20 protein-coding genes are annotated in these 23,091 nt (G+C 72.1%); 12 read left to right on the plus strand and 8 right to left on the minus strand.

All coding sequences use genetic code 11. From position 1 onward, the window contains the following. Complete coding sequence (locus ACLQ21_RS14425; protein ID WP_425664658.1) at window positions 1-657, minus strand: DedA family protein; 657 nt, start codon at window positions 655-657, stop codon at window positions 1-3. Then, a complete protein-coding gene (locus ACLQ21_RS14430) occupies window positions 654-1,478 on the minus strand; it encodes an aminotransferase class IV (protein WP_425664659.1) in 825 nt (274 codons plus the stop codon). Before ACLQ21_RS14430 ends, ACLQ21_RS14425 begins: the two co-directional genes overlap by 4 nt. Window positions 1,479-1,490: 12 nt before the next feature. Here ACLQ21_RS14430 and ACLQ21_RS14435 point away from each other — a divergent pair, with 12 nt between their 5' ends. After that, complete coding sequence (locus ACLQ21_RS14435) at window positions 1,491-2,801, plus strand: anthranilate synthase component I family protein (protein ID WP_425664660.1); 1,311 nt, start codon at window positions 1,491-1,493, stop codon at window positions 2,799-2,801. A 479-nt stretch (window positions 2,802-3,280) separates the two neighbouring features. On the opposite strand, the gene ACLQ21_RS14440 is transcribed toward ACLQ21_RS14435, so the two are convergent. The 3 genes from ACLQ21_RS14440 to ACLQ21_RS14450 form a co-directional block, all read right to left on the minus strand. Continuing rightward, window positions 3,281-3,619, minus strand: coding sequence for an ArsR/SmtB family transcription factor (locus tag ACLQ21_RS14440; protein WP_425664661.1), 339 nt, complete (start codon window positions 3,617-3,619; stop codon window positions 3,281-3,283). Further along, window positions 3,616-4,539 carry an SRPBCC domain-containing protein gene (locus ACLQ21_RS14445; RefSeq protein ID WP_425664662.1) on the minus strand — a complete coding sequence of 308 codons (924 nt, stop codon included), beginning with the start codon at window positions 4,537-4,539 and terminating at the stop codon, window positions 3,616-3,618. The genes ACLQ21_RS14440 and ACLQ21_RS14445 overlap by 4 nt, the downstream gene beginning before the upstream one ends. Before the next feature lie 80 nt (window positions 4,540-4,619). Then, window positions 4,620-5,147 carry an SRPBCC family protein gene (locus tag ACLQ21_RS14450; RefSeq protein ID WP_425664663.1) on the minus strand — a complete coding sequence of 176 codons (528 nt, stop codon included), beginning with the start codon at window positions 5,145-5,147 and terminating at the stop codon, window positions 4,620-4,622. Window positions 5,148-5,222: 75 nt separating this feature from the next. Between ACLQ21_RS14450 and leuS the strand changes: the two genes are divergently transcribed. Continuing rightward, on the plus strand, window positions 5,223-7,766 hold the full coding sequence (gene leuS, locus ACLQ21_RS14455) for a leucine--tRNA ligase (protein ID WP_425664664.1): 2,544 nt from the start codon (window positions 5,223-5,225) through the stop codon (window positions 7,764-7,766). A gap of 243 nt (window positions 7,767-8,009) precedes the next feature. On the opposite strand, the gene ACLQ21_RS14460 is transcribed toward leuS, so the two are convergent. Beyond that, window positions 8,010-9,584 carry a DUF4041 domain-containing protein gene (locus tag ACLQ21_RS14460; RefSeq protein ID WP_425664665.1) on the minus strand — a complete coding sequence of 525 codons (1,575 nt, stop codon included), beginning with the start codon at window positions 9,582-9,584 and terminating at the stop codon, window positions 8,010-8,012. A gap of 128 nt (window positions 9,585-9,712) precedes the next feature. Here ACLQ21_RS14460 and ACLQ21_RS14465 point away from each other — a divergent pair, with 128 nt between their 5' ends. The 4 genes from ACLQ21_RS14465 to holA all read left to right on the plus strand — a co-directional run bounded on the left by ACLQ21_RS14465 (window position 9,713) and on the right by holA (window position 14,537). Beyond that, window positions 9,713-10,297 carry a helix-hairpin-helix domain-containing protein gene (locus tag ACLQ21_RS14465; RefSeq protein WP_425664666.1) on the plus strand — a complete coding sequence of 195 codons (585 nt, stop codon included), beginning with the start codon at window positions 9,713-9,715 and terminating at the stop codon, window positions 10,295-10,297. A gap of 33 nt (window positions 10,298-10,330) precedes the next feature. After that, entirely contained in the window at window positions 10,331-12,559 is a 2,229-nt protein-coding gene (locus ACLQ21_RS14470; RefSeq protein ID WP_425664667.1) for a ComEC/Rec2 family competence protein, read from the plus strand. Window positions 12,560-12,736: 177 nt separating this feature from the next. Next, entirely contained in the window at window positions 12,737-13,495 is a 759-nt protein-coding gene (locus ACLQ21_RS14475) for a KH domain-containing protein (protein ID WP_425664668.1), read from the plus strand. A gap of 49 nt (window positions 13,496-13,544) precedes the next feature. Beyond that, the gene (holA, locus tag ACLQ21_RS14480) at window positions 13,545-14,537 is read left to right on the plus strand and encodes a DNA polymerase III subunit delta (protein WP_425664669.1); all 993 of its coding nucleotides are present in this window, start codon (window positions 13,545-13,547) and stop codon (window positions 14,535-14,537) included. Window positions 14,538-14,889: 352 nt separating this feature from the next. Here holA and rpsT read toward each other — a convergent pair whose 3' ends face one another. Next, complete coding sequence (rpsT, locus tag ACLQ21_RS14485; RefSeq protein ID WP_425664670.1) at window positions 14,890-15,150, minus strand: 30S ribosomal protein S20; 261 nt, start codon at window positions 15,148-15,150, stop codon at window positions 14,890-14,892. 237 nt (window positions 15,151-15,387) lie between these two features. Here rpsT and lepA point away from each other — a divergent pair, with 237 nt between their 5' ends. From lepA to hemW, 3 genes are read left to right on the plus strand one after another with little or no spacing between them, the layout of a single operon-like run. Next, the gene (lepA, locus tag ACLQ21_RS14490; RefSeq protein WP_425664671.1) at window positions 15,388-17,238 is read left to right on the plus strand and encodes a translation elongation factor 4; all 1,851 of its coding nucleotides are present in this window, start codon (window positions 15,388-15,390) and stop codon (window positions 17,236-17,238) included. Beyond that, window positions 17,235-17,870, plus strand: a complete 636-nt coding sequence (locus ACLQ21_RS14495) for a DUF1990 family protein (protein WP_425664672.1) — start codon at window positions 17,235-17,237, stop codon at window positions 17,868-17,870. Before lepA ends, ACLQ21_RS14495 begins: the two co-directional genes overlap by 4 nt. A gap of 2 nt (window positions 17,871-17,872) precedes the next feature. Further along, window positions 17,873-19,078 (plus strand): radical SAM family heme chaperone HemW, encoded by a 1,206-nt coding sequence (gene hemW / locus ACLQ21_RS14500; RefSeq protein WP_425664673.1) that lies wholly within the window; start codon window positions 17,873-17,875, stop codon window positions 19,076-19,078. Between the two features lie 23 nt (window positions 19,079-19,101). Here hemW and ACLQ21_RS14505 read toward each other — a convergent pair whose 3' ends face one another. Beyond that, window positions 19,102-20,061, minus strand: a complete 960-nt coding sequence (locus ACLQ21_RS14505; RefSeq protein WP_425664674.1) for a DUF4870 domain-containing protein — start codon at window positions 20,059-20,061, stop codon at window positions 19,102-19,104. A gap of 190 nt (window positions 20,062-20,251) precedes the next feature. On the opposite strand from ACLQ21_RS14505, the gene hrcA reads away from it, so the two are divergent. The 3 genes from hrcA to ACLQ21_RS14520 are packed head-to-tail and all read left to right on the plus strand — an operon-like array spanning window position 20,252 to window position 23,076. Then, complete coding sequence (gene hrcA / locus ACLQ21_RS14510) at window positions 20,252-21,265, plus strand: heat-inducible transcriptional repressor HrcA (protein WP_425664675.1); 1,014 nt, start codon at window positions 20,252-20,254, stop codon at window positions 21,263-21,265. Then, entirely contained in the window at window positions 21,266-22,351 is a 1,086-nt protein-coding gene (gene dnaJ, locus ACLQ21_RS14515; RefSeq protein WP_425664676.1) for a molecular chaperone DnaJ, read from the plus strand. After that, complete coding sequence (locus ACLQ21_RS14520; protein WP_425664677.1) at window positions 22,351-23,076, plus strand: 16S rRNA (uracil(1498)-N(3))-methyltransferase; 726 nt, start codon at window positions 22,351-22,353, stop codon at window positions 23,074-23,076. The genes dnaJ and ACLQ21_RS14520 overlap by 1 nt, the downstream gene beginning before the upstream one ends. The last annotated feature ends 15 nt before the right edge of the window (window positions 23,077-23,091 follow it).

Consider the following 23,091-nt stretch of genomic DNA (forward strand, 5'->3'; position numbering starts at 1 on the left):
TCAGTCCTCGACGCGGTCCTCGAGGTGGCGCGCCTCGCCGCGGGAGATGAGCCGCTTCGCGACCCAGACCCCCACGATGAATACGGCGACGACGCCGACGAGCACGAAGCCCGCGCCGTGCAGCTCGTCGGCGAGCTCGCGGTAGGTGCCGCCGGCCAGCCAGCCGGCGCTCGAGTAGGCGCTCGCCCACAGCAGGCACGCGGGGAGCGTCCACGCGAGGAACCGCCGGTAGGGCATGCCCGCGCTGCCCGCGATGAGCGGCACGAGCGAGTGCGCCACGGGCAGGAATCGCGACAGGAAGATCGCGATGCCGCCGCGGCGGGCGAGGTAGCGCTCGGTGCGCCGCCAGCGCACCGACTGCTTGGGCCAGCGACGTGCGAGCCAGCGGTCGATCGCCGGGCCGATCCAGCGGCCGATCGCGAAGCCGATGCTCTCACCGCAGAGCGCGCCAAGCACCGTGGCGGCGATGAGCCCGAGCCACCACGGCCACTCCTCGACCGCGAGCGCGGCGATGATGACGACCGTGTCACCGGGCATCACGAGCCCGAGCAGCACGCTGGTCTCGAGCACCATCGCGAGGCCCGCGAGGAGCGTGCGCAGCAGCGGATCGACCGACCCGACGGTCTCGAGCAGCAGATCGATCGCGTCGTCGATCACCGCCGGCTCGCGATCGGGCCGTCGGTGGTGCGGTCCGCGGCCGGCGCACGGCGCAGCGACTCGAGGCGCGAGCGCCATGCCGGAGCGCGCTCCGGGGTCGCGACGCGCGGGCCGCCGTGCCAGCGGGTGACGGCGCGGATGCCGCGCAGCGCGTTCGCGAGCCACACCTCGCGGCCCTCCAGGTCGTCGGGCGTCGCTCGAGCCTCGCGCACCTCGATGCCGTCGGCGCGGGCGAGGTCGAGGATGACCGCCGCCGTCACCGACGGGAGCCTGAGGATGTCGGCGGCGGGCACGACGAGCGCGTCGCCGTCCCACCACAGCAGCGCTGACCACGTGCCCTCGGCGACGAGTCGGCGCGCGCCATCGCCGCGAGGATCCTTCTCGGTGAGGATCGGCTCGACGTCCGCGCCGATGCGGGCGCGCTCCTCGGCCTGGAGCGCGGCGAGCGCCTCGAGGTCGGGTCCCTTGCGCAGTGGCAGCGTCCGCGGATCCCTGGCGGCCGTGACGACCTCGACCGTCGCGCTCGGCGCGGGCGCGGGCCGGATGCGCAGCCGGATCCCCTCGGGCGTGAGGTCGAGCCGCGGCGACCAGGTGCCGGCGGGCACGACGGTCGCGGCGGCGTCCGCGGCCGCGAGCGCGGCGTCGGCGTCGCCGCCCACGTCGGCCACCGCATCCGCGAATCGACGACGATGCCGGTCGAACGCGAGCACGGCGCCGTCGACGACGAGCCATGAGTCCGCGGCGAGCGTGGCGCCGACTGGCTCCTCCACTGGCTCGAAGCGGGTGCCCGTCCAGGCGCGCACGACGTCACTCCCGCTCATAGGATCGACCCTATGCCCGCGACCCCTGCGGCGCTCCTGCCGCACCTCGGTGCCCGCTGGGCGCACCCGGTGGCGACGACGCCCGAGGCGGCGTTCGCCGCGCTCGAGGCCGACGGCGGTGATGTGGTCTGGCTCGACTCCTCGTCAGGGGGAGCGCACGTGCTGGGCGTCGGAGCGCACGTGCTCCTCGTGCGCGACGGCGCCGCGACGCTCGACGGAAGGCCGGTCCCGGGCGACGCTGTGGCGGCGCTCGAGGAGGCGAGGTCCCGCCTGCCGGGCCCGTGGGTGGGCTGGTTCGGCTACGAGGCGGGCGTGCGGATGCTCGGGCTCGAGCCGCCCGCCGGGCGCTGGCCCGAGGCGGCATGGCTGCTGCTCGACCGGTGGGTCGTGATCGAGGCCGGGCGGGCGCAGTTGCAGTCGCGCGACGGCGAGCCGTGGTCGCTGCTGGCCGCCTCCGTGTCGCTCCCGCCCATGACGGTCGTCGACCCCGCGCTGCTGTCATGGCGCGACGACGACGCCGCCTACGCCAGCAAGGTCGAGCGGTGCCGCGAGCACATCCACGACGGCGACTCGTACGTGCTGTGCCTCACGACCGCGATCGACGCGCCCGCCATCGACGCGATCGCGACGCACGCGCGGCTGCGGTCCGCGAGCCCCGTGCACCACGGCGGCCTGCTGCGGATCGCGGGCGTCACCCTCTCGAGCGCGAGCCCGGAGACGTTCCTGCGAGTGGAGGGCGGCGTCGCGACCACCCGGCCGATCAAGGGCACCCGTCGCCGCGGCGCCGACGACGACGCGGCGCTCGCACGCGAGCTGTGGGACAGCGAGAAGGAGCGCGCCGAGAACGTCATGATCGTCGACCTGTGCCGCAACGACCTGCAGCGGGTCTGCGAGCCGGGGTCGGTCGAGGTGACGAGCCTGTTGGGTGTCGAGACCTACCCGACGGTGCACCAGCTCGTCTCGACCGTGCGCGGGCGGTTGCTGCTCGGCCTCGGTCCGCTCGATGCGGTGCGGGCGCTGTTCCCGGCGGGCTCGATGACGGGCGCGCCGAAGCGCCGCACCGTCGAGCTGCTGCAGGCGCTCGAGGGCGTGCCGCGCGGTCTGTACTCGGGATGCTTCGGGCTCGTCGCGGGGGAGTCGTGCCAGCTCGCGATGGTGATCCGCAGCGTCGTCGCCGACGAGGACGGTGCGCACATCGGTGTCGGCGGGGGCGTCACCGCGCTCTCGGAGCCCGCCTTCGAGGTGGACGAGCTGCACGTGAAGGCGGCGGCGATGCTGGCGGCGCTGGTCCCGGCCGCGCTGCCCCACCCGCTGATCGAGTAGCTGCCGGCCGAGCCGGCCGCGTATCGAGATCAGGACCGCCCGAGCGGACGGGTTCGTCTCGATACGCGGCGCCTTCGGCGCTGCTACTCGACGAGCGGGGGTGGGGGCGGAGCCTGGCCGGGCCGACGGCGCCCCCCCTCCGCTGATCGAGTAGCTGCCGGCGGAGCCGGCCGCGTATCGAGGTCGGGACTGCTTGGCCGGACGGGTTCGTCTCGATACGCGGCGCCTGCGGCGCTGCTACTCGACGAGCGGGGGAAGGGGGAGCCCGGCCGCTCCCTTCTCCGCTGATCGAGTTGCTGCCGGCGGAGCCGGCCGCGTATCGAGATCGGGACTGCTTGGCCGTAAGGGTTCGTCTCGATACGCGGCGCCTTCGGCGCTGCTACTCGACGAGCGGGGGTGGGGGCGGAGCCTGGCCGAGCCGGCGGCGCCCCCTCTCCGCTGATCGAGTAGCTGCCGGCGGAGCCGGCCGCGTATCGAGATCAGGACTGCTGCGCGGCGTCCTTCGCCTCCGCCAGCGCCGCGATCCGGTCCAGCCGCGCATCCCACGACCGGCCGATCGCGTCGAGCCGGTCGGCCAGCGCGCTGAGGCTCGCGCCGATCGCTCGGTGTCGCACCGACCGGCCGTCGCGCACCGCGTCGACGAGCCCCGCCGCCTCGAGCACGGCGAGGTGCTTCGCGATCGCCTGCCGCGACACCGGCAGCTCGCGCGCGAGCTCGCTCGCCGAGCGCGGCTCGCTGCCGAGCAGCTCGAGGATCGCCCAGCGCGTGTCGTCCGCAAGAGCCGCGAACTGCTGCGCCGCAGCCGTGGCCGCCATCATGCCGCCGCCAGCACGTGCGACCGCAGGCTGTCGAGCACGAACTCCCACCCCGGCACGTTCTGCTCCATGCGCTCGTCGCGCTCCTGCTCGGGCACACGCATCCACCCCGACTCCACCACGGTGATGCGGGTCGCCCCGCTCGCGGTCTCGTCGAGGTCGAAGCGCACGTCGCACGCCTCGGGTCCCGGCTCGGCGTCGCCCATCGAGCCCCAGCGGAACGCGAACGTGCGCGGTGCGTCGACGATGCGCAGCGCGATGGGGAAGCGCTGCCCCTCGTGCTCGAACGTGCCGGTCACGCCGGCGCGCACGCCACCGGGGAAGTCGGCCGGATGCCCCCACCACGCCTCGATCGACGCGGGGTCGGTCAGGTGCCGCCAGACGAGGTCGCGCGGCGCCTCGATCTCGAGCGAGCGCGTGATGGTGCCGGCCACCCGATCGGTGATCGCCGGCGTCCAGCGGCGCGCGAGCAGCGCCACGAAGTCGTCGAGCTCCTCCGTCCATCCCTCGCGGTTCTCCTCGAGCGCCGCACGGCGGGCGCCCCCGTCGGCGAGCCGGTCGAAGCCCGTCTCGACCACCGTCAGCCGCGTGACGTCGCCGTCCCGCTCGAGCGTGAAGGTCGCGACCGTGCTGTTGTCCTCCCCGAGCGGCTCGCCGGGCGTGCCCCAGCGGAACGCGAACCGGTTCGGCTCCTCCCACGCTTCGATGCGCGCGGGGAAGTCGCCGTGCGCGTCCCAGCCGAACGCGCCGGTGGCGCCTTCGTGCATACCGTCGGGGAAGTCTGCGCGCTGGCCGAACCACTGCGCGATGCAGCGCGGGTCGGTGAGCGTCTCCCAGACCGCGGCGAGCGGTGCGCGCACCTCGACCGTGCGGGAGACGCGCATCGCGGTGTCGTCGACGGATGCGTGCGGCTCGTGCGTCATGCTGCCTCCTGCAATCGTGTGGTTGCAGGAGCACGCTACTCGCGCGCGTCCTCGACTGCAACCATCCGGTTGCACGTCGGTCAGCCCGCGAGCGACTCTGCGAGGTCGACGAGCTCGTCGAGCTCGACGGTCCAGCCGGCGGCGAGCGCACGCAGCGCCTCGCGCCGGGTCGCGTCGTCGCCTTCGAGCGGGAAGCCCGATTCGACGAGGTGCACCTGCGTGCAGTCATCGAGGTCGCGGAGCGCGATCTCGACCGTCGAGGCGCGGCCCGAGAGGATGCCCTCGGCCCAGTCGAACACGAAGCGCTCCTCGGGCACGACCTCGAGGATGCGGGCGGCGAGCACGACCTCGCCGCTCCACGCGAAGCGGCCGGTCGCGCCGGCGACGACGCCCTCGGGGAAGGCTGCGATGTCGCCGAGCCAGCGGGCGAGCAGGTCCGGCTCGGTGAGGCACCGCCAGACGGTGCTGCGCGGGGCGTCGATCGTGACGATGCGGGTCACTCGCGACGCCGGCACGTCGACGGTCGCCGGCGGGTTCTCGAACTCCGGCAAGACGACCTCCCTCCGCATGGCTGCGGCCGCGGTGGCGACCGCCTCCGATTGTGCCACGAGGCGCTCCGACCGAGTCGCCGTAGACTGGGAAGCCGTCGTGCCGCCTCCGGCCGACGACACCCAGGAGCATCTGTGACCGACGAGACCTACGACTTCGCCCGAATCCAGCAGCGCTGGCTGCCGGTGTGGGACCGCATCCGCCCCTTCGCGACCGACGACGAGTCCGACGCCAGGCCGCGCAAGTACGTGCTCGACATGTTCCCGTACCCCTCGGGCGACCTGCACATGGGGCACGCGGAGTCGTACGCGTACGGCGACGTGCTCGCCCGCTACTGGCGGCAGCAGGGCTTCAACGTGCTGCACCCGATCGGCTGGGACTCGTTCGGGCTGCCCGCCGAGAACGCCGCCATCCAGCGCGGCATCGACCCGAAGGTCTGGACCGAGGCGAACATCGAGCAGCACAAGCGCTCGATGCGGCAGTACGCGACGGCGTTCGACTGGGACCGCATCCTCCACACGTCCGACCCGGCGTACTACAAGTGGAACCAGTGGCTGTTCCTCGAGCTGTACAAGGCGGGCCTCGCCTACCGCAAGCCGTCGAACGTCAACTGGTGCCCCAAGGACCAGACGGTGCTCGCGAACGAGCAGGTCGTCGACGGCGCGTGCGAGCGCTGCGGTACGCCGGTCGTGAAGAAGAAGCTCACGCAGTGGTACTTCAAGATCACCGACTACGCCGACCGGCTGCTCGACGACCTCAACCAGCTCGAGGGCCGCTGGCCCGACAAGGTGCTGCGCATGCAGCGCAACTGGATCGGCCGCTCGATCGGCGCCGAGGTCGAGTTCGAGATCGAGGGTCACCCGAGCCCCGTGCACGTCTTCACGACGCGCCCGGACACGCTCTACGGCGCGACGTTCATGGTGGTCGCGCCCGACTCCGACCTCGCGGCAGAGCTGGCCGCGGGTGCTGACCCGGATGTGCGGATGCGGTTCCAGGCCTACCTCGACGAGGTGGGCCGGATGACCGAGATCGACCGCCAGAACGCGGAGCGCACGAAGACGGGCGTCGATCTCGGCCGCTTCGCGATCCACCCGCTGACGGGCGAGCGACTGCCCGTCTGGACCGCCGACTACGTGCTGGCCGACTACGGCCACGGCGCCGTCATGGCCGTGCCCGCGCACGACCAGCGCGACCTCGACTTCGCGCGCGCCTTCGACCTGCCGGTGAAGGTGGTCGTCGACACGAACGCGACCGTCACGGGCGTCATGCCGGCGATCCCGCTCGACGAGCACGGCAACGCCGTGCTGCCCGACGACCTGCCCGCGCTCGACCCGAAGACGACCGGGGAGGCGCTCACCGGCGACGGCCGACTCATGAACTCAGGCGAGCTCGACGGCCTGTCGAAGCAGCACGCGATCGGCCGCATGGTGCAGCTGCTCGAGGCCAAGGGCGTCGGCCGCTCGGCGAAGTCGTACCGGCTGCGTGATTGGCTCGTGAGCCGGCAGCGCTACTGGGGCACGCCCATCCCGATCATCCACACCGAGGACGGGCAGGAGGTGCCGGTGCCGCTCGAGCAGCTGCCCGTCACGCTGCCCGACTCTGCGGGCCTCGACCTGACGCCGAAGGGCAAGAGCCCGCTCGGCGGCGCCGAGGACTGGGTGAACGTGCCGTCGCCCATCGACGGCAGCCCCGCGCGTCGCGACGCCGACACGATGGACACGTTCGTCGACTCGTCCTGGTACTTCCTGCGCTTCCTGAGCCCGAACGACGACACGCAGGCGTTCGACAAGGCGCAGGTCGACCGCTGGGCACCGGTCGACCGCTACGTCGGCGGCGTCGAGCACGCCATCCTGCACCTGCTCTACGCGCGGTTCATCACGAAGGTGCTGTTCGACCTCGGCCACGTGTCGTTCACGGAGCCGTTCGAGTCGCTGCTGAACCAGGGGATGGTCATCCTCGACGGCGCGAAGATGTCGAAGTCGAAGGGCAACCTCGTCACGCTGTCGGAGGAGCTCGAGCGCTTCGGCGTCGACGCGGTGCGGCTCGCGATGAGCTTCGCGGGCCCGCCCGAGGACGACATCGACTGGAAGGACGTCAGCCCGACCGGCGCGCAGAAGTTCCTGGCGCGGGCGTGGCGGCTCTCGAAGGAGGCGCTCGCGAAGCCGGGCACCGACCCGAAGCCGGGCAATGCTGCGCTGCGTCGCGAGACGCACCGGTTCCTGGCGGATGCGCCGGGCCTGGTCGAGAGCCTGAAGTTCAACGTCGTCGTCGCGCGGCTCATGGAGCTGACGAACGCGACCCGCAAGGCCGTCGACAGCGGTCCGGGGGCCGCGGACCCGGCCGTGCGCGAGGCGGTCGAGACGGTTGCGCTCGGCCTGTCGCTCTTCGCGCCGTACACGGCGGAGGAGATGTGGGCGAACCTCGGCTTCCAGCCGTCGGTCGCGAACGCCGGCTGGCGCAAGGCCGATCGCGCGCTACTCGTCGAGCCGACCGTCACGGCGATCGTGCAGGTCGACGGCAAGGTGCGCGACCGCGTCGACGTGGCCGCTGACATCACGGATGCCGACCTCGAGCGCACCGCGCGCGACCTGCCAGGCGTGAAGCGCTCGATCGGCGACCGCACCGTGCGGCACGTCGTCGTGCGGGCGCCGCGGCTCGTGAACCTCGTCACGGGGTAGTCCCGCTCACGGCTCGTCGCCGTTATCCCGCCGGAGCGCCGACCCAGCCGCACTATGCGTCTGGGTGGGCGCTCTCGCGGGGTGACGCACGCCGTCGTCGGCAAGCCCGCACACGCGAGCTGGCTTGCCTAGATTTCAGGCCCGCCATCCTGCCCGAGCCGCGCCGAGGCGTGGGAGGCCGGGATCATTGCGGCGGAGCCGTACGAGATATTGCCGATCGTCGCCCGCTTGCTCCGCCGCGGATCAACTGGCCTCACCTGGGCGCGACTGCCCGACGATTGCCTGCGTCGCAAGGAACTCCTCCGCGGCGGGCTCGAGCTTGAAGTCGAGGAGCTCGACAGAGTGCTCACGCAGCACCTCTCGGACTTCAGAGGGCGTGGCGTGGAAGTACTCCCGACGCATATTGACTCGGTTCAGTCGTCGGTCCGCGAAGTACTGGTGAAGCATCGACTCGATGCCGACCGCGTCGTCTGCGAAGAAGAGAGCGTGCACGTCGAATCGGAAGGGCACGGACGCGTCGCCCAGCTCGTTGACGCGGTCCATGGGATCGAGCCGCCGGGTGAGCCCGATCTTGACGACATCCGGCCCGAAAGAGCCAACGTTGCTGATCACGTATACGTAACCCGCGCGGATGTTCGCGGCGCGATAGTCGACGTTCTCGATCGCGTGGTCGACGTCTGCGAGGCGTTCTCGCATTCTCGCGGCGCCCTCGAGGTCGCCCTTCTGCTCAAGGGCGAGCGCCGCATTCTCGTAGTGCGACCGCTCCTTCTCGAGTCGGGCTCGCTCGGCAGCGAGCTCTTGCTCGGCCTTGCGTTGCTCACGCAGTTCCTCACGCCTGGCCCGCTCAGCCTCCTTCTCCGCTTGCACCGCTCGCAGGTGCCGATTCGCGAGTTCGAGTTCCTGCAGTCGCAGTCGGTGGTAGCTCGATGTGATGCGGAGGTCGATCATCGTGCCGAGCCGCTCAATCTGCTCCATGGCTTTGGTGAGCCGCGCTTGTGCCGTGGCCAGGTTGCCAGCGCGGACTGCTTTGACACAGTTCTCAGCCTCGGCGTTATAGGAACGCAGCATCAGCTTCGACATGTCCTTCACGAAGCGCGCACCCTTCGCAGTGCTGTTGTTGAACGTGAAGTTGCTGGTGGCTTGAGTGGCGCTTCCGTCTCGGACAGCGGTCTTAATTGCCGTGCGGAGTGACTCCAGTTGCGTCCCGAGCGCCAGAGAATCCTCCGCTGGGTGCTCGAAGTCGTAAAGACCCTGCTCCTGAACATCGATGGCATGCCTGAGATCGAGAAGGCTTGCCGCGGCTGCCTCCACCTCATGACGCCGCGCGGACAGCTGCAGCTCAGCGTCGGCGAGCTGCTCACGAAGGAGCTGCAGGTCGCTATCGAGCGAGGCGTTGGTTGCTTCGCGATCTGCAATCTCAAGCAGACCGTACCGAGCGATCAAAGAGTCGAGTCGCGAGACCTCCGCCCTGAGTGCCTCCGCGTGCCTCCGTGCGCCGAAGAGCGGAACCTTCTCGTCGGCGACCGTGCTCCGATGAGTGCCCACAGTCAGCTCGGCAGCCGCCGACGCGACCGTTGCTGTCCCGCCGGGGGCGATTCGGTGGGCTGTTGTCGGCTGCTCGCTGCTTGGCAGAGACGCGCCGGCGTCCGGCGCGCTGACTGACGCCTGCGGTCGCCAAGGCTCGGGGAGTGGATCCACGCCCGGCGTCCCCGCCGCAGACACGTGATGCGTCCACGCTTGGCCGTCCCAGTAGCGCTGCTCGTAGCGCGTTGTCGGATCGGGATACCAAGCGGCGATCGGCTGCTTCTGCTGACTCATAAGGCGAACCTAGCGATGATTGCCCACACGGCAACCAAATCCGCAATGCATGCGGGCATGGGTCCGATGATCCACAAGTCGACCCGCCTGACGCTCGCTATCGAACGCAAGCGCTCTATCGTCCCGGGATGGCCGGTGATGGCGGGCGCGGCGGGGATGCGCGCTGGCGCCTGGGCGCGGGCGCCGCGGTCGTGCTCGTGCTCGGCGCGGTCGCCGGCGGGGTCGCGCAGCGGATGGTCGCCGATGCACAGCCGGCGGTCGTCGTCGCGACGCCGGTCGCGACCTCCTCCGCCTCTGCCGAGGTGGTCGTCGACGTGCAGGGCGCCGTCGCCCAGCCGGGCGTCTACCGGCTGCCGGCGGGCGCGCGCGTGCTCGACGCGATCGCCCGGGCAGGCGGCACCGTCGCGGAGGCGGCGCCCGGCGCGCTGAACCTCGCCCGGCCGGTCGTCGACGGCGAGCAGGTGCTCGTGCCGACCGAGGGGGAGCAGGTCGAGGCTGGGGCCGCGACGCCGGAGGTCGGAGGACTCGTCTCGCTCAACCGCGCCGATCAGGCGGCGCTCGAGACGTTGCCGCGCGTGGGTCCGGCGCTCGCGCTCGCGATCATCGCGCACCGCGACGAGCACGGGCCGTTCACCGACGTCGCGCAGCTCGACGACGTGCCCGGCATCGGGCCGACGATGCTCGCCACCATCACGCCGCTCGTGACGCTCTGATGTCGAGCGGGCGATGACGAGAAGCGAGCACTGATGCGCGACCTGCGGCTTGCGCTGCCGGTCGGGATGGCATGGGCGGTGCTCGCGGCGCTCAGCCAGCACCCGGAGGCGCTCGGCCCTGCGGCGGCGGTGTGCGGGCTCACGGCTGGCCCCCTCCTGCTGGGCGCGTCGTTGCTCAGCGCGAGAGGCACATCCGCCCGCGGCAGTGAGCACGCCGCCGCCCTGCTCCGGAGCGCCGCCGTCGGCGCCGGTCTCGCCGTGCCGCTCCTCGCCGCCGCCGATGCAGTGACCGGCGTGCCGCTCGACGACTGCGACGCGCTCGCTCTGCTTGTGCTGGGTGGCGCCACGCCCGCCGAGGTGCTCGTCACCGGCTGCGACGGCCGTGCGCTGACGGCGGGCGTGCCGCCCAGCGCGCTGCTGCTGCGAGCGGAGGCGTCGCTCGCGATCGGGGCGACGGCCGTCGGCGCGTGCGACGCGTGGCTCGACGGCCCGCGGTGGCTGCTCACGTGCGCCGAGGTCGAGGTCGCCGAGCCCGCGGCCTGGGCGGCGTGGGCGACGCCGCTGCGCGATGGGTTGCTCCTGGCGTCCGAGCGGCTGCCCGGCGCCGGCGGACAGCTGCTGCCCGGCCTCGCGATCGGCGACGAGCGGCGCATCGGGCCCGCGCTCGAGACCGCGATGCTCGACGCCGGACTCAGCCACCTGACCGCCGTCTCGGGCGCGAACTGCGTCATCGTGGTGGGCGCCGCATTCCACGCCGCCGCCGCGCTCGGCGCGCGCCGCAGCGCGCGGGTCGCGGTCGCGGGCGCAGCGCTCGCCGGCTTCGTCCTGCTCGTGACACCCGAGCCATCCGTCGTGCGCGCCGCCACGATGGCGGCGATCGCGCTCGTCGGGCTCGTCACCGGGCGACGGGCGGGCGCCGTCGCGCTGCTCTCGCTCGCGGTGCTGCTCGTGCTCGCACTGCAGCCGCACCTCGCGACGAGCGCCGGCTTCGCCCTGTCGGCGCTCGCCACCTGCGGGCTCGTCGTGCACGCCCGCCCCATCGCTGCCGCGCTCTCGCGCGTGCTGCCGATGCCGGTCGCGGCGCTCATCGCCGTCCCCGCCGCCGCCCAGCTGTGGTGCCTGCCCGTGCTCGTCGGCCTCGACGCGCGCGTGAGCCTGGTCGCGGTGCTCGCGAACCTGCTCGCCGGCCCGGCTGCGCCGCTCGCGACGATCGCCGGGCTCGCGGCGTGCCTCGCGGCGCCGCTCGCGCCGGCCGTCGCCGTCGGCCTCGCGTGGGTCGCGTGGCTGCCGGCGTCGTGGATCGCCCAGGTCGCGCTGCTCGCCCAGCAGTTGCCCGCGGCCCAGTCGCCGTGGCCGGCCGCGCCCTGGGGCGTCGCAGCGGCATCCGCCATGCTCGTCGCCGTCGTGTTCGGCCATGCGAGCCATCGGCTCGGTCGTGGGCTCGTGGTCGCGCTCGGCGTGGCGCTCGTCGCCGGCGGCTGCGCCGCGTGGCCGGCGGTACGGCTCGGGTCGCTCGCCGACTGGCGCATCGCGCAGTGCGACGTCGGGCAGGGGAGTGCGACGGTCGTGCGGTCGGGCGGAGCGACGGTGCTCGTCGACGCGGGGCGCGAGCCGGGCCCCATCGACCGGTGCTTGCGGATGCTCGGCGTCAGCCGCATCGACCTGCTGGTGCTCACCCACTTCGACGTCGACCACGCGGGCGGCGCGCCCGCGGTGGCGGGTCGCGTGGGCACGCTCGTGCACGGACCGGTCGACGAGCGGGCCGCGCCGCTCGTGGCAGAGCTCGTCGCCGGCGGCGCGACCCCGCACGAGGCTCGGCGGGGCGACGCGTGGCAGCTGGGGGAGGTGCGGGTCGATGCGCTCTGGCCGATCGGCGACCCGAAGCCCGGCAACGACGCGAGCGTCGCCGTCACGATCGACCTCCCAGGCACTCGCCTCGAGCTCGTCGTGCTCGGCGACCTGAGCGCGGAGGCGCAGTCCAGGCTGCTGCGCGCCGGTGTGCCGGGTCCGGCATCCGTCGTCGTCGTGGCTCATCACGGCTCGGCCGACCAGCTGCCCGCGCTCTATCGGCGGCTCAGCGGCGCGGTCGGGCTCGTGGGCGTCGGTCCGAACGACTACGGGCACCCAACGGATGCGGCGCTGCGGCTCGTGCGCGACACCGGCGGCATGCCCCTGCGCACCGACGAGCTCGGCACGATCGCGCTCGCCGTCGACGACGCGGGCGTGCGCGTCTGGTCGGAGCGCGTCGGCGGCTCGCCGTAGCTGGCGCTTCGAGCAACTCGGCATCTCCCGCCGGAATTGCGTACTGCCGCACTGCCGCGGCGCCCCAAGCCTCAAGCTTCGGCTGGATTCTCGTCACGAGCTCTTGAGCCGCCTTCCACCCATAGGCTGATGGCTCGTCGATAAAGAGGCCTTGTCCGCTCGAAGAGGAGCGTATACGTGGAGATTGCAATCGCTGTGGCTTTCGCCCTCGTGATTCTTGGTGGCCTCGCGGCTCTGTTGCTGCGCGGACGGCCCAAGCCAAGATCGCTCCCGATCGTTTATACCGCTCACGCGCGCGACCGGATGTCACAGCGTCGCGTCAACGAGACGCAAGTGGAGCGCGTCGTTGCCGCGCCGCAACGAACGAAGTACGACCCGGACGAGGACAGTTTCCGGCTGGAGCGAGATATCGGTGCCGAGACACTCAAGGTATGGGTGGTGGCGCCGTGGCCGGCGAAGGAACAAGTCGTCATTAAGAGTGTCGCGTGGCACTCTTCGATCCACTTCTCGATCGCTCCAGACGCCATCGGTCGCGTTGTCGGTCGGAGCGGGGAAAGGATTCAAGCCATTGAGCATCGAACGCGAACGCGCGTCTCCATAGATGGCGGAGGCTCCGTGCGTATCACGTCCGGGTCCAGGAGCGACGCTGAAGCAGCGCGCAGCGAGATCGAAGCTGCGGCAAGAACGACACGAGTTGCCGTCGGTGACCATTGGACGGCCGCTGTTTCGAAGCACCTACCGCACGGAGTCATCGTGGAGTCTTCGGACGGCTCCTCGGGCTTCGTTCATGTCAGCGAGTTGCGTTCGCTCGCTGGAGGCAAGCGCATCGACGACCTTTCCTCCGTTGCGCCGATGGGTCGTGTTCTGAAGGTGCGGGTGCATGAGATCCGAGAAGGAAGAGTGCGCTTGAGGCTCGGCGGTTCTCGTCAACCCTGATGTGCGCGTCTGGTCGGAGCGCGTCGGCGGCCGCCCGTAGGCTTGATCCATGGCGGCAGCGAGCATCCCGAAGATCGGCTGGGAGCAGGTGTCGCCCGCGCCCGTCGTGCTGGTGTTCGGCAAGGAGTCGTTCCTCGCCGACCGCGCGCTCCAGCGCCTGCGCGCCCTGCTGCTGCTCGAGGACCCCGAGCTCGAGGTCCGCGACGTCGACGCGGGCCAGTACGGCGACGGCGCGCTCGAGCTCATCGCGAGCCCGTCGCTGTTCGACGAGCCGCGGCTCGTGCGCGTCCAGAACGGCGTGAAGGCGACGGATGCGTTCATCGCCGACGTGCTCCGCTACCTGGCCGCGCCCGTCGACGGCACGACCTTGGTCATCCGCCACGACGGCTCGACGGTGCGCGGCAAGAAGATGCTCGACGCGATCCGCTCGACGCCCGGCGCGATCGAGGTCGTCTGCCAGCCGCTCAAGCGCGGCGACATGATCCCGTTCGCGCGCGCAGAGCTGCGGCTGCTTGAGCGCGACGCGACACCCGGCGCGATCGCCGCGCTGGTCGACGCCTTCTCGAGCGACATCGCCGAGCTCGCGAACGCCATCCGCCAGGTCGCGCTCGACACCGAGGGCGACGTCACCGAGCAGGTCGTGCGCACCTACTACTCGGGGCGCGTCGAGACGACGGCCTTCGCGGTCGTCGACGCCGTCATCGCGGGCGATGTCGCTCGCGCGCTCGTCACCCTGCGGCAGGCGATCGCGACCGGCGCCGACCCCGTGCCGATCGTCGCGGCGTTCGCCATGCGGTACCGGCAGCTCGCGAAGGTGTCGGGCGCCGGCGGCTCCGACATGCAGGCCGCCCGCCAGCTCGGGATGCAGGACTGGCAGGTCGGCAACGCGCGACGCGATCTGCGGTCGTTCACGGATGCGTCCCTGTGCGACGCGATCGAGGCGATCGCGACCGCCGATGCCGCCGTGAAGGGCGCCGAGCGGAGCCCCGGCCACTCGGTCGAGCGGCTCGTGCGCCAGCTGGCAGCCCGCCCGGCGGCCTGACCCGTACCGAACTGCGGGTGCCGACAGTCGCGACTCGCAGATCGGTACCACCATCCAAGGTGCTCGCGAAGGTCTCGTACCGATCTGCGGGTGCCGGCCGTCGCGACCCGCGGATCGGTACCACCAGCCAGGCTGGTCGCGAAGGTGTTGTACCGATCTGCGGGTGCCGGCCGTAGCGACCCGCAGATCGGTACCACCGCTCAGAGCGGCGGCGCGGCTCTGGTACCGAGCTGCGGGTGCTCGCCGCCGTGACCCGCAGATCCGTACCGCAACCCGCAGCCGCAGCCAAGGCCGCGCCCCGCGAACGACGAAGGGGACCCCGACCGGGGTCCCCTTCGTGCAGCGTGTCAGCTCAGAGCGACGCGGCAGCCTTCGCGATCGACGACTTGCGGTTCGCCGCCTGGTTGCGGTGGATGACGCCCTTCGAGACGGCCTTGTCGAGCTTGCGGGTGGCGACGGCCACCTTCTGCTGCGCGACAGCCTTGTCGCCGGCGGCGATGGCCTTCTTGGCCTCGCGTACGGCGGTCTTCAGCTCGCTCTTGACGGCGCGGTTGCGGAGCGTCGCCTTCTCGTTGGTGAGGATGCGCTTGATCTGCGACTTGATGTTCGCCACGTGGTGTCCTGTCCTTGTTGGAAGAGTGGTTGGCGGCGGCTGTTGCTCGCCTGAGCCGCCGCGACCCGCCCTCGCGCGACGGGCGCGCAGAAGAAGGGGAAGCCAGCGAACGATGCTATCAGCGCCCGAGGCCTGCTCGCAACGCGGCAGCCCCTGTCCGCTGTGGGAGAATGGACGTTCCGCACCGCAAGCCGCATCTGCGACGAAGCGGAGATCCCCAGCCGACGAGAAGGACCCGTGAGCCCTAGAGCGACCAAGGCACTCGAGCCAGCCTCCACCGATCCGGCGAAGATCCGCAACTTCTGCATCATCGCCCACATCGACCACGGCAAGTCGACCCTCGCCGACCGCATGCTGCAGCTCACCGGCGTCGTCGACGACCGCTCGATGCGCGCCCAGTACCTCGATCGCATGGACATCGAGCGGGAGCGCGGCATCACGATCAAGTCGCAGGCAGTGCGGATGCCGTGGGCGCTCGACGGCGACACGTTCGCCCTGAACATGATCGACACCCCCGGCCACGTCGACTTCACGTACGAGGTGTCGCGCTCGCTCGCCGCTTGCGAGGGCGCGATCCTGCTCGTCGACGCCGCGCAGGGCATCGAGGCGCAGACGCTCGCAAACCTGTACCTCGCGATGGACAACGATCTCGAGATCATCCCGGTGCTCAACAAGATCGACCTGCCGGCCGCCGACCCCGACAAGTACGCGGCCGAGATCGCCCGCCTCATCGGCGGCGACCCCGACGACGTGCTGCGCGTGAGCGGCAAGACCGGCGCGGGCGTCGACGCGCTGCTCGACCGCGTCGTGCGCACCGTGCCCGCGCCCACGGGCGAGGTCGACGGCCCCGCTCGCGCCATGATCTTCGACTCCGTCTACGACGCGTACCGCGGCGTCGTCACCTACGTGCGCATGGTCGACGGCACGCTGCGCCCCCGCGAGCAGGTCGTCATGATGTCGACCGGCTCGAAGCACGAGGCGCTCGAGATCGGCGTCTCGAGCCCCGAGCCCATCCCCGCGAAGGGCCTGAGCGTCGGCGAGGTCGGCTACCTCATCACCGGCGTGAAGGATGTGCGCCTGTCGAAGGTGGGCGACACCGTCACGGGCGTGAAGTCGCCGGCGGCCACGCCGCTCAAGGGCTACGCCGAGCCGAAGCCCATGGTCTTCTCGGGCCTCTACCCGATCGACGGCAGCGACTACCCGGTGCTGCGCGAGGCGCTCGACAAGCTCAAGCTCTCGGACGCGGCGCTCGTGTACGAGCCGGAGACCTCCGTCGCGCTCGGCTTCGGCTTCCGCTGCGGCTTCCTGGGCCTGCTGCACCTCGAGATCATCACCGAGCGGCTCGAGCGCGAGTTCAACCTCGACCTCATCGCCACCGCGCCGAGCGTGCCGTACGAGGTGCTGACCGAGGACAAGCAGACGCACATCGTCACGAACCCGAGCGAGTTCCCCGAGGGCAAGATCCTGTCGGTGGTCGAGCCGATGGTGCGCGCCACGATCCTCGCGCCGAAGGACTACGTCGGCGCCATCATGGAGCTGTGCCAGACGCGTCGCGGCACGCTCGGCGGCATGGAGTACCTGTCGGAGGACCGCGTCGAGCTGCGCTACCGGCTGCCGCTCGGCGAGATCGTCTTCGACTTCTTCGACCAGCTCAAGTCCAAGACCCAGGGCTACGCCTCGCTCGACTACGAGGTTGACGGCGAGGAGGAGGGCGACCTCGTCAAGGTCGACATCCTGCTGCAGGGCGAGCAGGTCGACGCATTCAGCGCGATCGTGCACCGCGACAAGGCGTACGCGTACGGCGTGCTGATGGCGGGCAAGCTGCGCGAGCTCATCCCGAGGCAGCAGTTCGAGGTGCCGATCCAGGCGGCCATCGGCGCTCGCATCATCGCGCGCGAGACCATCCGGGCCATCCGCAAGGACGTGCTCGCCAAGTGCTACGGCGGTGACATCACCCGCAAGCGCAAGCTGCTGGAGAAGCAGAAGGAGGGCAAGAAGCGGATGAAGATGGTCGGCCGCGTCGAGGTGCCCCAGGAGGCGTTCATCGCCGCCCTCTCCACCGGCGAGACGAAGAAGGACGCGAAATGAAGCCCATCGCCGAGCGCTCGACCAACTACGGCGCCGTGGGCGCCACCGGGCACTTCGACTTCCAGCGGTTCCCGCCGAAGGGCTTCGAGGTCGTGCAGAAGCGCGCCCGCATCGGCCACGGCCGCCCCCGTTACGACGCGGCGGTCGCGGCCCTCCGCACCTGGAAGGTGCAGCGGCTCTCGGGCATCGAGATCGACATCGTCGGCACCGACGAGGGCTCCGTCTACCGCCCCGTCGGCTTCGACGGCACCGAGGCCACCCGCGCCGCGAGCATCGAGCCGCAGCAGGACTTCGGCCCCGACGGCGAGCCCTTCCTGCAGCCGGGCGACTCCGTCGACCAGCGCATCCGGGTCGCGGGCATCCAGGTCCACGCGCCCATGCGGGTGATCGCGGTCGAGGAGGAGCCGACGACGCACGTCGTCATCATCGGCTCGCTCGAGGGCCACCCGCTCGCCGGCGAGGAGCGCTTCACCGTCGAGATCGCCGACGACGAGACCGTCTTCCTGCACTTCCGCGCGATCGTCCGCCAGGAAGCGTGGTGGGCCAAGCTCGGCAGCCCCGTCGCGCGGGCGCTGCGCCGCCGCTACCACGACCGGTTCATGGATGTGCTCCGGTCGATCGACGTCCGCTGACCATGGGGCGGCTGCCTGAGGGCGAGGCCGCGCCGGCCGACGGCCGCCTGCCGGCCGGCACCGCGGTGGACGGGGCGTTCGGCGTCTACCTGCACGTGCCGTTCTGCTCGGTGCGGTGCGGCTACTGCGACTTCAACACCTACACGGCCGACGAGCTGCGCGGCGCGACGCGCGCCGGCTACCCCGGCGACGTCGCCGCCGAGATCGCCATCGCGGCCGAGGTGCTCGGCGAGCTCGGTCCGCTGCGCCCGGCGCAGACCGTGTTCTTCGGCGGCGGCACGCCCACCCTGCTCCCGGCGGGTGACCTGCTGACGATGCTGGCGGGCGTGCGGGATGCGTTCGGCATCGCCGACGGCGCGGAGGTCTCGGTCGAGGCGAACCCCGACTCGATCGATGCGGCCGGCCTCGCGCAGCTGCGCGCCGGCGGCGTGACGCGCGTCTCGTTCGGCATGCAGTCCGCAGTGCCCCACGTGCTGGCGGCGCTCGACCGCACGCACGATCCCGAGCGGGTCCCGCAAGTCGTCGCGTGGGCTCGCGAGGCGGGCCTCGAGGTGTCGATCGACCTCATCTACGGTGCGCCGGGGGAGTCGCTCGCCGACTGGCAGCGCTCGCTCGACGCCGCGGTCGCGATGGCGCCGGATCACGTCTCGGCGTACGCGCTCATCGTCGAGGAGGGCACGGCGCTCGCCCGGCGCATCCGCCGCGGCGAGCTCGCCGCGCCGGACGACGACCTGCAGGCGGCCATGTACGAGGCGGCGGATGCGACGCTCTCGGGCGCGGGCTACGGCTGGTACGAGGTGTCGAACTGGGCGCGCGGGGATCGGGTCGCCCGGCACAACCTCGCCTACTGGCGCGGCCAGGACTGGTGGGGATTCGGGCCCGGCGCCCACAGCCACGTCGGCGGTGTGCGCTGGTGGAACGTGAAGCACCCGGCCGCGTACCGCGACCGGCTCGTGGCCGGAGCCTCGCCGGCGCTCGCGCGCGAGGTGCTCGACGGGGAGACGCGCCGCGTCGAGCGCGTGCTGCTCGAGTCGCGCATCGCCGGCGGCCTGCCGATCGACGTGCTCGAGCCCGAGGGCCGCAGCGCGGTCGCGGGGCTCATCGCCGACGACCTCGTCGACGGAAGAGCCGCCCTCGCCGGCCGGGTGGTCCCGACGCTGCGAGGGCGGCTCCTGGCCGACGCGGTGGTGCGGCGACTGCTGCCCTGAGGCTCAGGCTCTGAGGGCTCGCGCTACTTGATCATCCGCCAGTTGAACGGGTAGCGGTACGAGCCGCCGTTGTTGACCCGGACGCCGCCGATGATCGCGAAGATCACCTGCAGGAGTCCCGGCACCCAGTAGAGCGCCGGCAGGAACGCGAGGATGCCGAGCGTCACGAGCGCGAGGATCGAGCCGACGATGAGGATGCCGATCGCGAGGATCGTCATGAAGATGCCGAAGTTCAGCGCCTCCTTCGACTCCTGCTTCGCGAACGCGCTGCGGTCCTTGTAGATCATGTAGACGATGAGCGGGCCGATCCAGCCGCCGAAGCCGCCGGTGACGATCGTCGAGAGGCCCGAGAGGTGCCCCCACATGCCGGCGTTCTTCTCGTCGACGGGCGACATCGGGGCGGCGGCCGCGTACTGCGGCTGCCCGGGGGCGCCGTACTGCGGCTGGCCGCCGTACGGGGGCTGGCCCGCGCCGTACTGGGGCTGCCCGCCGTACTGCGGCTGCCCCGCCCCGTACTGCGGCTGGCCGTAGGGAGGCTGACCCGGCTGCCCGAACGGCGGCTGGCCGGGCTGACCCTGCCCGTGCTGCGGCTGCCCGTGCTGGGGCTGCCCGTACGGCGGTTGCCCGTGCTGGGGCTGCCCGTACTGGGGCTGCCCGGACTGCGGCTGCGGCGCGGACGCGTGCTCGCCCGGTCGCGGCGCGGCGCTCGCGCCGCCGGTGGGCTGCTCGCCGAACTGCGGCGCGGAGGGCTGGCCGGGGTGCTGCTGGCCGTGCTGCCACCCCTGGCCGTCGGTGCTGAAGGCGGGCTGGCCGGGCGCCTCGGGCGTGACGGCGGGGGAGGAGAACGACTGCGCGGGCTGGCCGACGCCGGGCGCCGCGGGGGCGCTGGGAGCGGCGTGCTGCTCGTCCGTCACGGCGAAGCCATCGACGGGCTGCTCGGACGGATCTGGCTGCTCCCCACGGGGAGCGTTGGGATCGGACATGGCGTGCCTTTCGTGTGTGCCTCGCGGTGCGCGGGACCTATCGCGGGCCCATTGTCCGCCCGAACGGCTGTGCATGCCATCCGAACGGCCGCGGCGCGCGGTAGGATTGGCAGTCAGTAGACGAGAGTGCCAAGCAGAGCTGTGCCGCGTCCGGGAGCGGATGCGGTGCCCACGGACGAGGGGAGCGCGGATGGTCTCGGATCGCGGTCTCGACGTGCTCCGCGCGATCGTGCAGGACTACGTCGCCATGCGGGAGCCGGTCGGCTCGAAGTCGATCGTCGAGCGGCACGCGTTCGGCGTCTCCGCCGCCACCATCCGCAACGACATGGCGCTCCTCGAGGAGGAGGAGCTCATCGTCGCCCCGCACACGTCCTCCGGGCGGGTGCCGACCGACAAGGGCTACCGGGTGTTCGTCGACCGGCTGCAGCGCATGCAGCCGCTCACGCCGGCGCAGCGGATGGCCATCGCGCGGTTCCTCGACGAGGCGGTCGACCGCGACGACGTGCTCGCCCGCACCGCCAGGCTCCTCTCGAGCCTCACGAACCAGGTCGCGCTCGTGCAGGTGCCGATGCGCCGCCCCGCGGGCGTGCGCCGGGTCGAGCTCGTCGCCGTCGCGGAGACGCGGCTGCTGGCCGTGCTGATCCTCGACTCCGGCCGCGTCGAGCAGCGGGTGCTCGACGCGCAGCAGCGCATCGAGCCCGAGCAGGCGACCGCGCTCGGTCGCGCGTTCACCGAGACGGTCGCCGAGCTCTCGCCCACCGACGCCGTCGAGCGGTTGTCGTCGGCCGCCGCATCCGCCCCGCCCGCGCTGCAGACCGCGACCGCGGCCGTCGCGCACGCGCTCACCGAGATGCTGCAGGCCGCGGGCGGCGACCGCATCGTCATGGCAGGCGCCTCGCACCTCGTGCGCGAGGAGCGCGACTTCCACGGCCGCGTCACGCCGGTGCTCGACGCGATCGAGGAGCAGGTGACGCTGCTGCGGCTGTTCGACGAGATGGGCGCGGAGGGCGAGGTGACGACCCGCATCGGCCGCGAGCTGTCGGGACCGCTGGGGGAGGCCGCCGTCGTGGCGTCGACGTACAGCGACTCGCGGCTCGAGGGGCATGTGGGCGTGCTGGGCCCGACCCGGATGGACTACGCAGGAAACATGGCCGCGGTGCGCGCAGTTGCGCGCTACCTGACGCGGCTGCTGAGCGAGGACTGAGTGACTGACCACTACGAGACCCTCGGCGTCGCGCGCGACGCCGGCCAGGACGAGATCAAGAAGGCGTACCGCAGGCTCGCTCGCGAGCTGCACCCCGACGTCAACCCGAGCGAGGACGCCGCGGAGCGATTCAAGACCGTCACGCACGCGTACGACGTGCTCGGCGACCCGCAGTCGCGCGCGGAGTACGACCGGGGCCCGTCGGCCGGCGCGGGGGCGTTCGGCTTCGGTGACATCTTCGAGCAGTTCTTCGGCGGCGGCCGCTCCCAGGGCCCACGCTCGCGGCGGCAGGCGGGGCAGGACAGCCTGCTGCGCGTCGACCTCGATCTCGCCGACGTCGTCTTCGGTGTGCACCGTGAGCTGCGCGTGCAGACGGCCGTGCTGTGCGAGACGTGCGGCGGCGCCTGCACCGCGCCGGGCACGAACCCGGAGCGCTGCTCGATGTGCGGCGGCTCCGGCCACGTGCAGCGGCAGGTGCGCTCGCTGCTCGGCAACGTCGTCACGAGCCAGCCGTGCGCGGTCTGCCAGGGCTACGGCACCGTCATCCCGCATCCGTGCCAGACGTGCGCCGGCCACGGCCGCGTGCGCGCCGAGCGCACCATCCCGGTCGACATCCCCGCGGGCGTCGACACCGGCCTGCGCATCCAGCTGCCCGGCCAGGGCGAGGTCGGCGAGGCGGGCGGCCCCGCCGGCACGCTCTACCTCGAGATCAACGTGCGCCACCACGAGGTGTTCAGCCGCTCGGGCGACGACCTGCTCGCCACGCTCGAGGTGTCGATGCCGGATGCGGCGCTCGGTGCGCGAGCGCGCGTCGAGGCCATCGACGGTCCGGTCGAGGTCGAGGTGCGGCCCGGCACGCAGTCGGGCGACGTGCTGACGGTCGCCGACCGCGGCGTCACGCGCCTGCGCGGAGCGGGGCGGGGCGACCTCAAGCTCGGCGTGCAGGTGGTGACGCCGCAGCGGCTCGACCGCCGCACCGAGGAGCTGCTGCGAGAGTTGCGCGATCGCACCAAGGCGCCGGCGCCGCACCTCGCGCAGTTCAAGCAGGGCCTGTTCGCGAAGATGCGCGACCGCCTCCGCATCTGATGGCCCACTGCTACTGGCATGACGCGCTCGAGGGCGCAGCCGCTGGCGACGTGGTGACGCTCACGGGGGAGGAGGCGCACCACGCCGCCGTCGTCTCGCGGATGCGTCGCGGCGAGCGCGTGCTCGTGAGCGACGGCCGCGGCACGCTCGCCGAGGGCGTCATCGACCGTGCCGAGCGCGACGGCGTCGACGTCGTGCTGCAGCACGTCGACGCGGTGCCGGCGCCGTCGCCGCGCATCGGCCTCGCGCAGGCTCTCGCGAAGGGCGACCGCGCAGAGCTCGCCGTGCAGGCGTCGACGGAGCTCGGCGTCGACGCGATCGTGCCGTGGCAGGCGCGCCGCAGCGTCGTGCAGTGGAAGGGCGAGCGCGGCGACAAGGCGCTCGAGCGCTGGCGCAAGGTCGTGCGCGAGGCGGGCAAGCAGGCCATCCGCCCGCGGCTGCCCGAGGTCGGCGAGGTCGTCGACACCGAGGGGCTCGCCGGGCTCGCGGATGCGTGGCGCCTCGTCGTGCTGGACCCCACCGCCGTCGACTCGATCGCCGACGTCCCCGTCGACCGCGACGTGCTGCTCGTCGTCGGCCCCGAGGGCGGCGTGGACCCGGGCGAGCTCGAGCGGCTCGTGGCCGCCGGCGCCATCCGGGCTCGCATGGGCGATCACGTCCTGCGCACCTCCACCGCCGGACTCGCCGGCATCGCTGCCCTCTCCATGCGGCTCAGCCGCTGGTGAGCGGCGCGAAGGTAG

Source organism: Agrococcus sp. DT81.2 (assembly GCF_049844935.1).
In the GTDB taxonomy this organism is placed as follows: Bacteria; Actinomycetota; Actinomycetes; order Actinomycetales; family Microbacteriaceae; genus Agrococcus.

Bases quoted from the DNA above. Each gene is read 5' to 3' on its own strand.
- ACLQ21_RS14430 (WP_425664659.1), bottom strand. From the start codon at position 1,478: ATGAGCGGGAGTGACGTCGTGCGCGCCTGGACGGGCACCCGCTTCGAG.
- ACLQ21_RS14435 (WP_425664660.1), top strand. From the start codon at position 1,491: ATGCCCGCGACCCCTGCGGCGCTCCTGCCGCACCTCGGTGCCCGCTGG.
- ACLQ21_RS14440 (WP_425664661.1), bottom strand. From the start codon at position 3,619: ATGATGGCGGCCACGGCTGCGGCGCAGCAGTTCGCGGCTCTTGCGGAC.
- ACLQ21_RS14445 (WP_425664662.1), bottom strand. From the start codon at position 4,539: ATGACGCACGAGCCGCACGCATCCGTCGACGACACCGCGATGCGCGTC.
- ACLQ21_RS14460 (WP_425664665.1), bottom strand. From the start codon at position 9,584: ATGAGTCAGCAGAAGCAGCCGATCGCCGCTTGGTATCCCGATCCGACA.
- ACLQ21_RS14465 (WP_425664666.1), top strand. From the start codon at position 9,713: ATGGCCGGTGATGGCGGGCGCGGCGGGGATGCGCGCTGGCGCCTGGGC.
- ACLQ21_RS14470 (WP_425664667.1), top strand. From the start codon at position 10,331: ATGCGCGACCTGCGGCTTGCGCTGCCGGTCGGGATGGCATGGGCGGTG.
- holA (WP_425664669.1), top strand. From the start codon at position 13,545: ATGGCGGCAGCGAGCATCCCGAAGATCGGCTGGGAGCAGGTGTCGCCC.
- ACLQ21_RS14495 (WP_425664672.1), top strand. From the start codon at position 17,235: ATGAAGCCCATCGCCGAGCGCTCGACCAACTACGGCGCCGTGGGCGCC.
- hemW (WP_425664673.1), top strand. From the start codon at position 17,873: ATGGGGCGGCTGCCTGAGGGCGAGGCCGCGCCGGCCGACGGCCGCCTG.
- ACLQ21_RS14505 (WP_425664674.1), bottom strand. From the start codon at position 20,061: ATGTCCGATCCCAACGCTCCCCGTGGGGAGCAGCCAGATCCGTCCGAG.
- hrcA (WP_425664675.1), top strand. From the start codon at position 20,252: ATGGTCTCGGATCGCGGTCTCGACGTGCTCCGCGCGATCGTGCAGGAC.
- ACLQ21_RS14520 (WP_425664677.1), top strand. From the start codon at position 22,351: ATGGCCCACTGCTACTGGCATGACGCGCTCGAGGGCGCAGCCGCTGGC.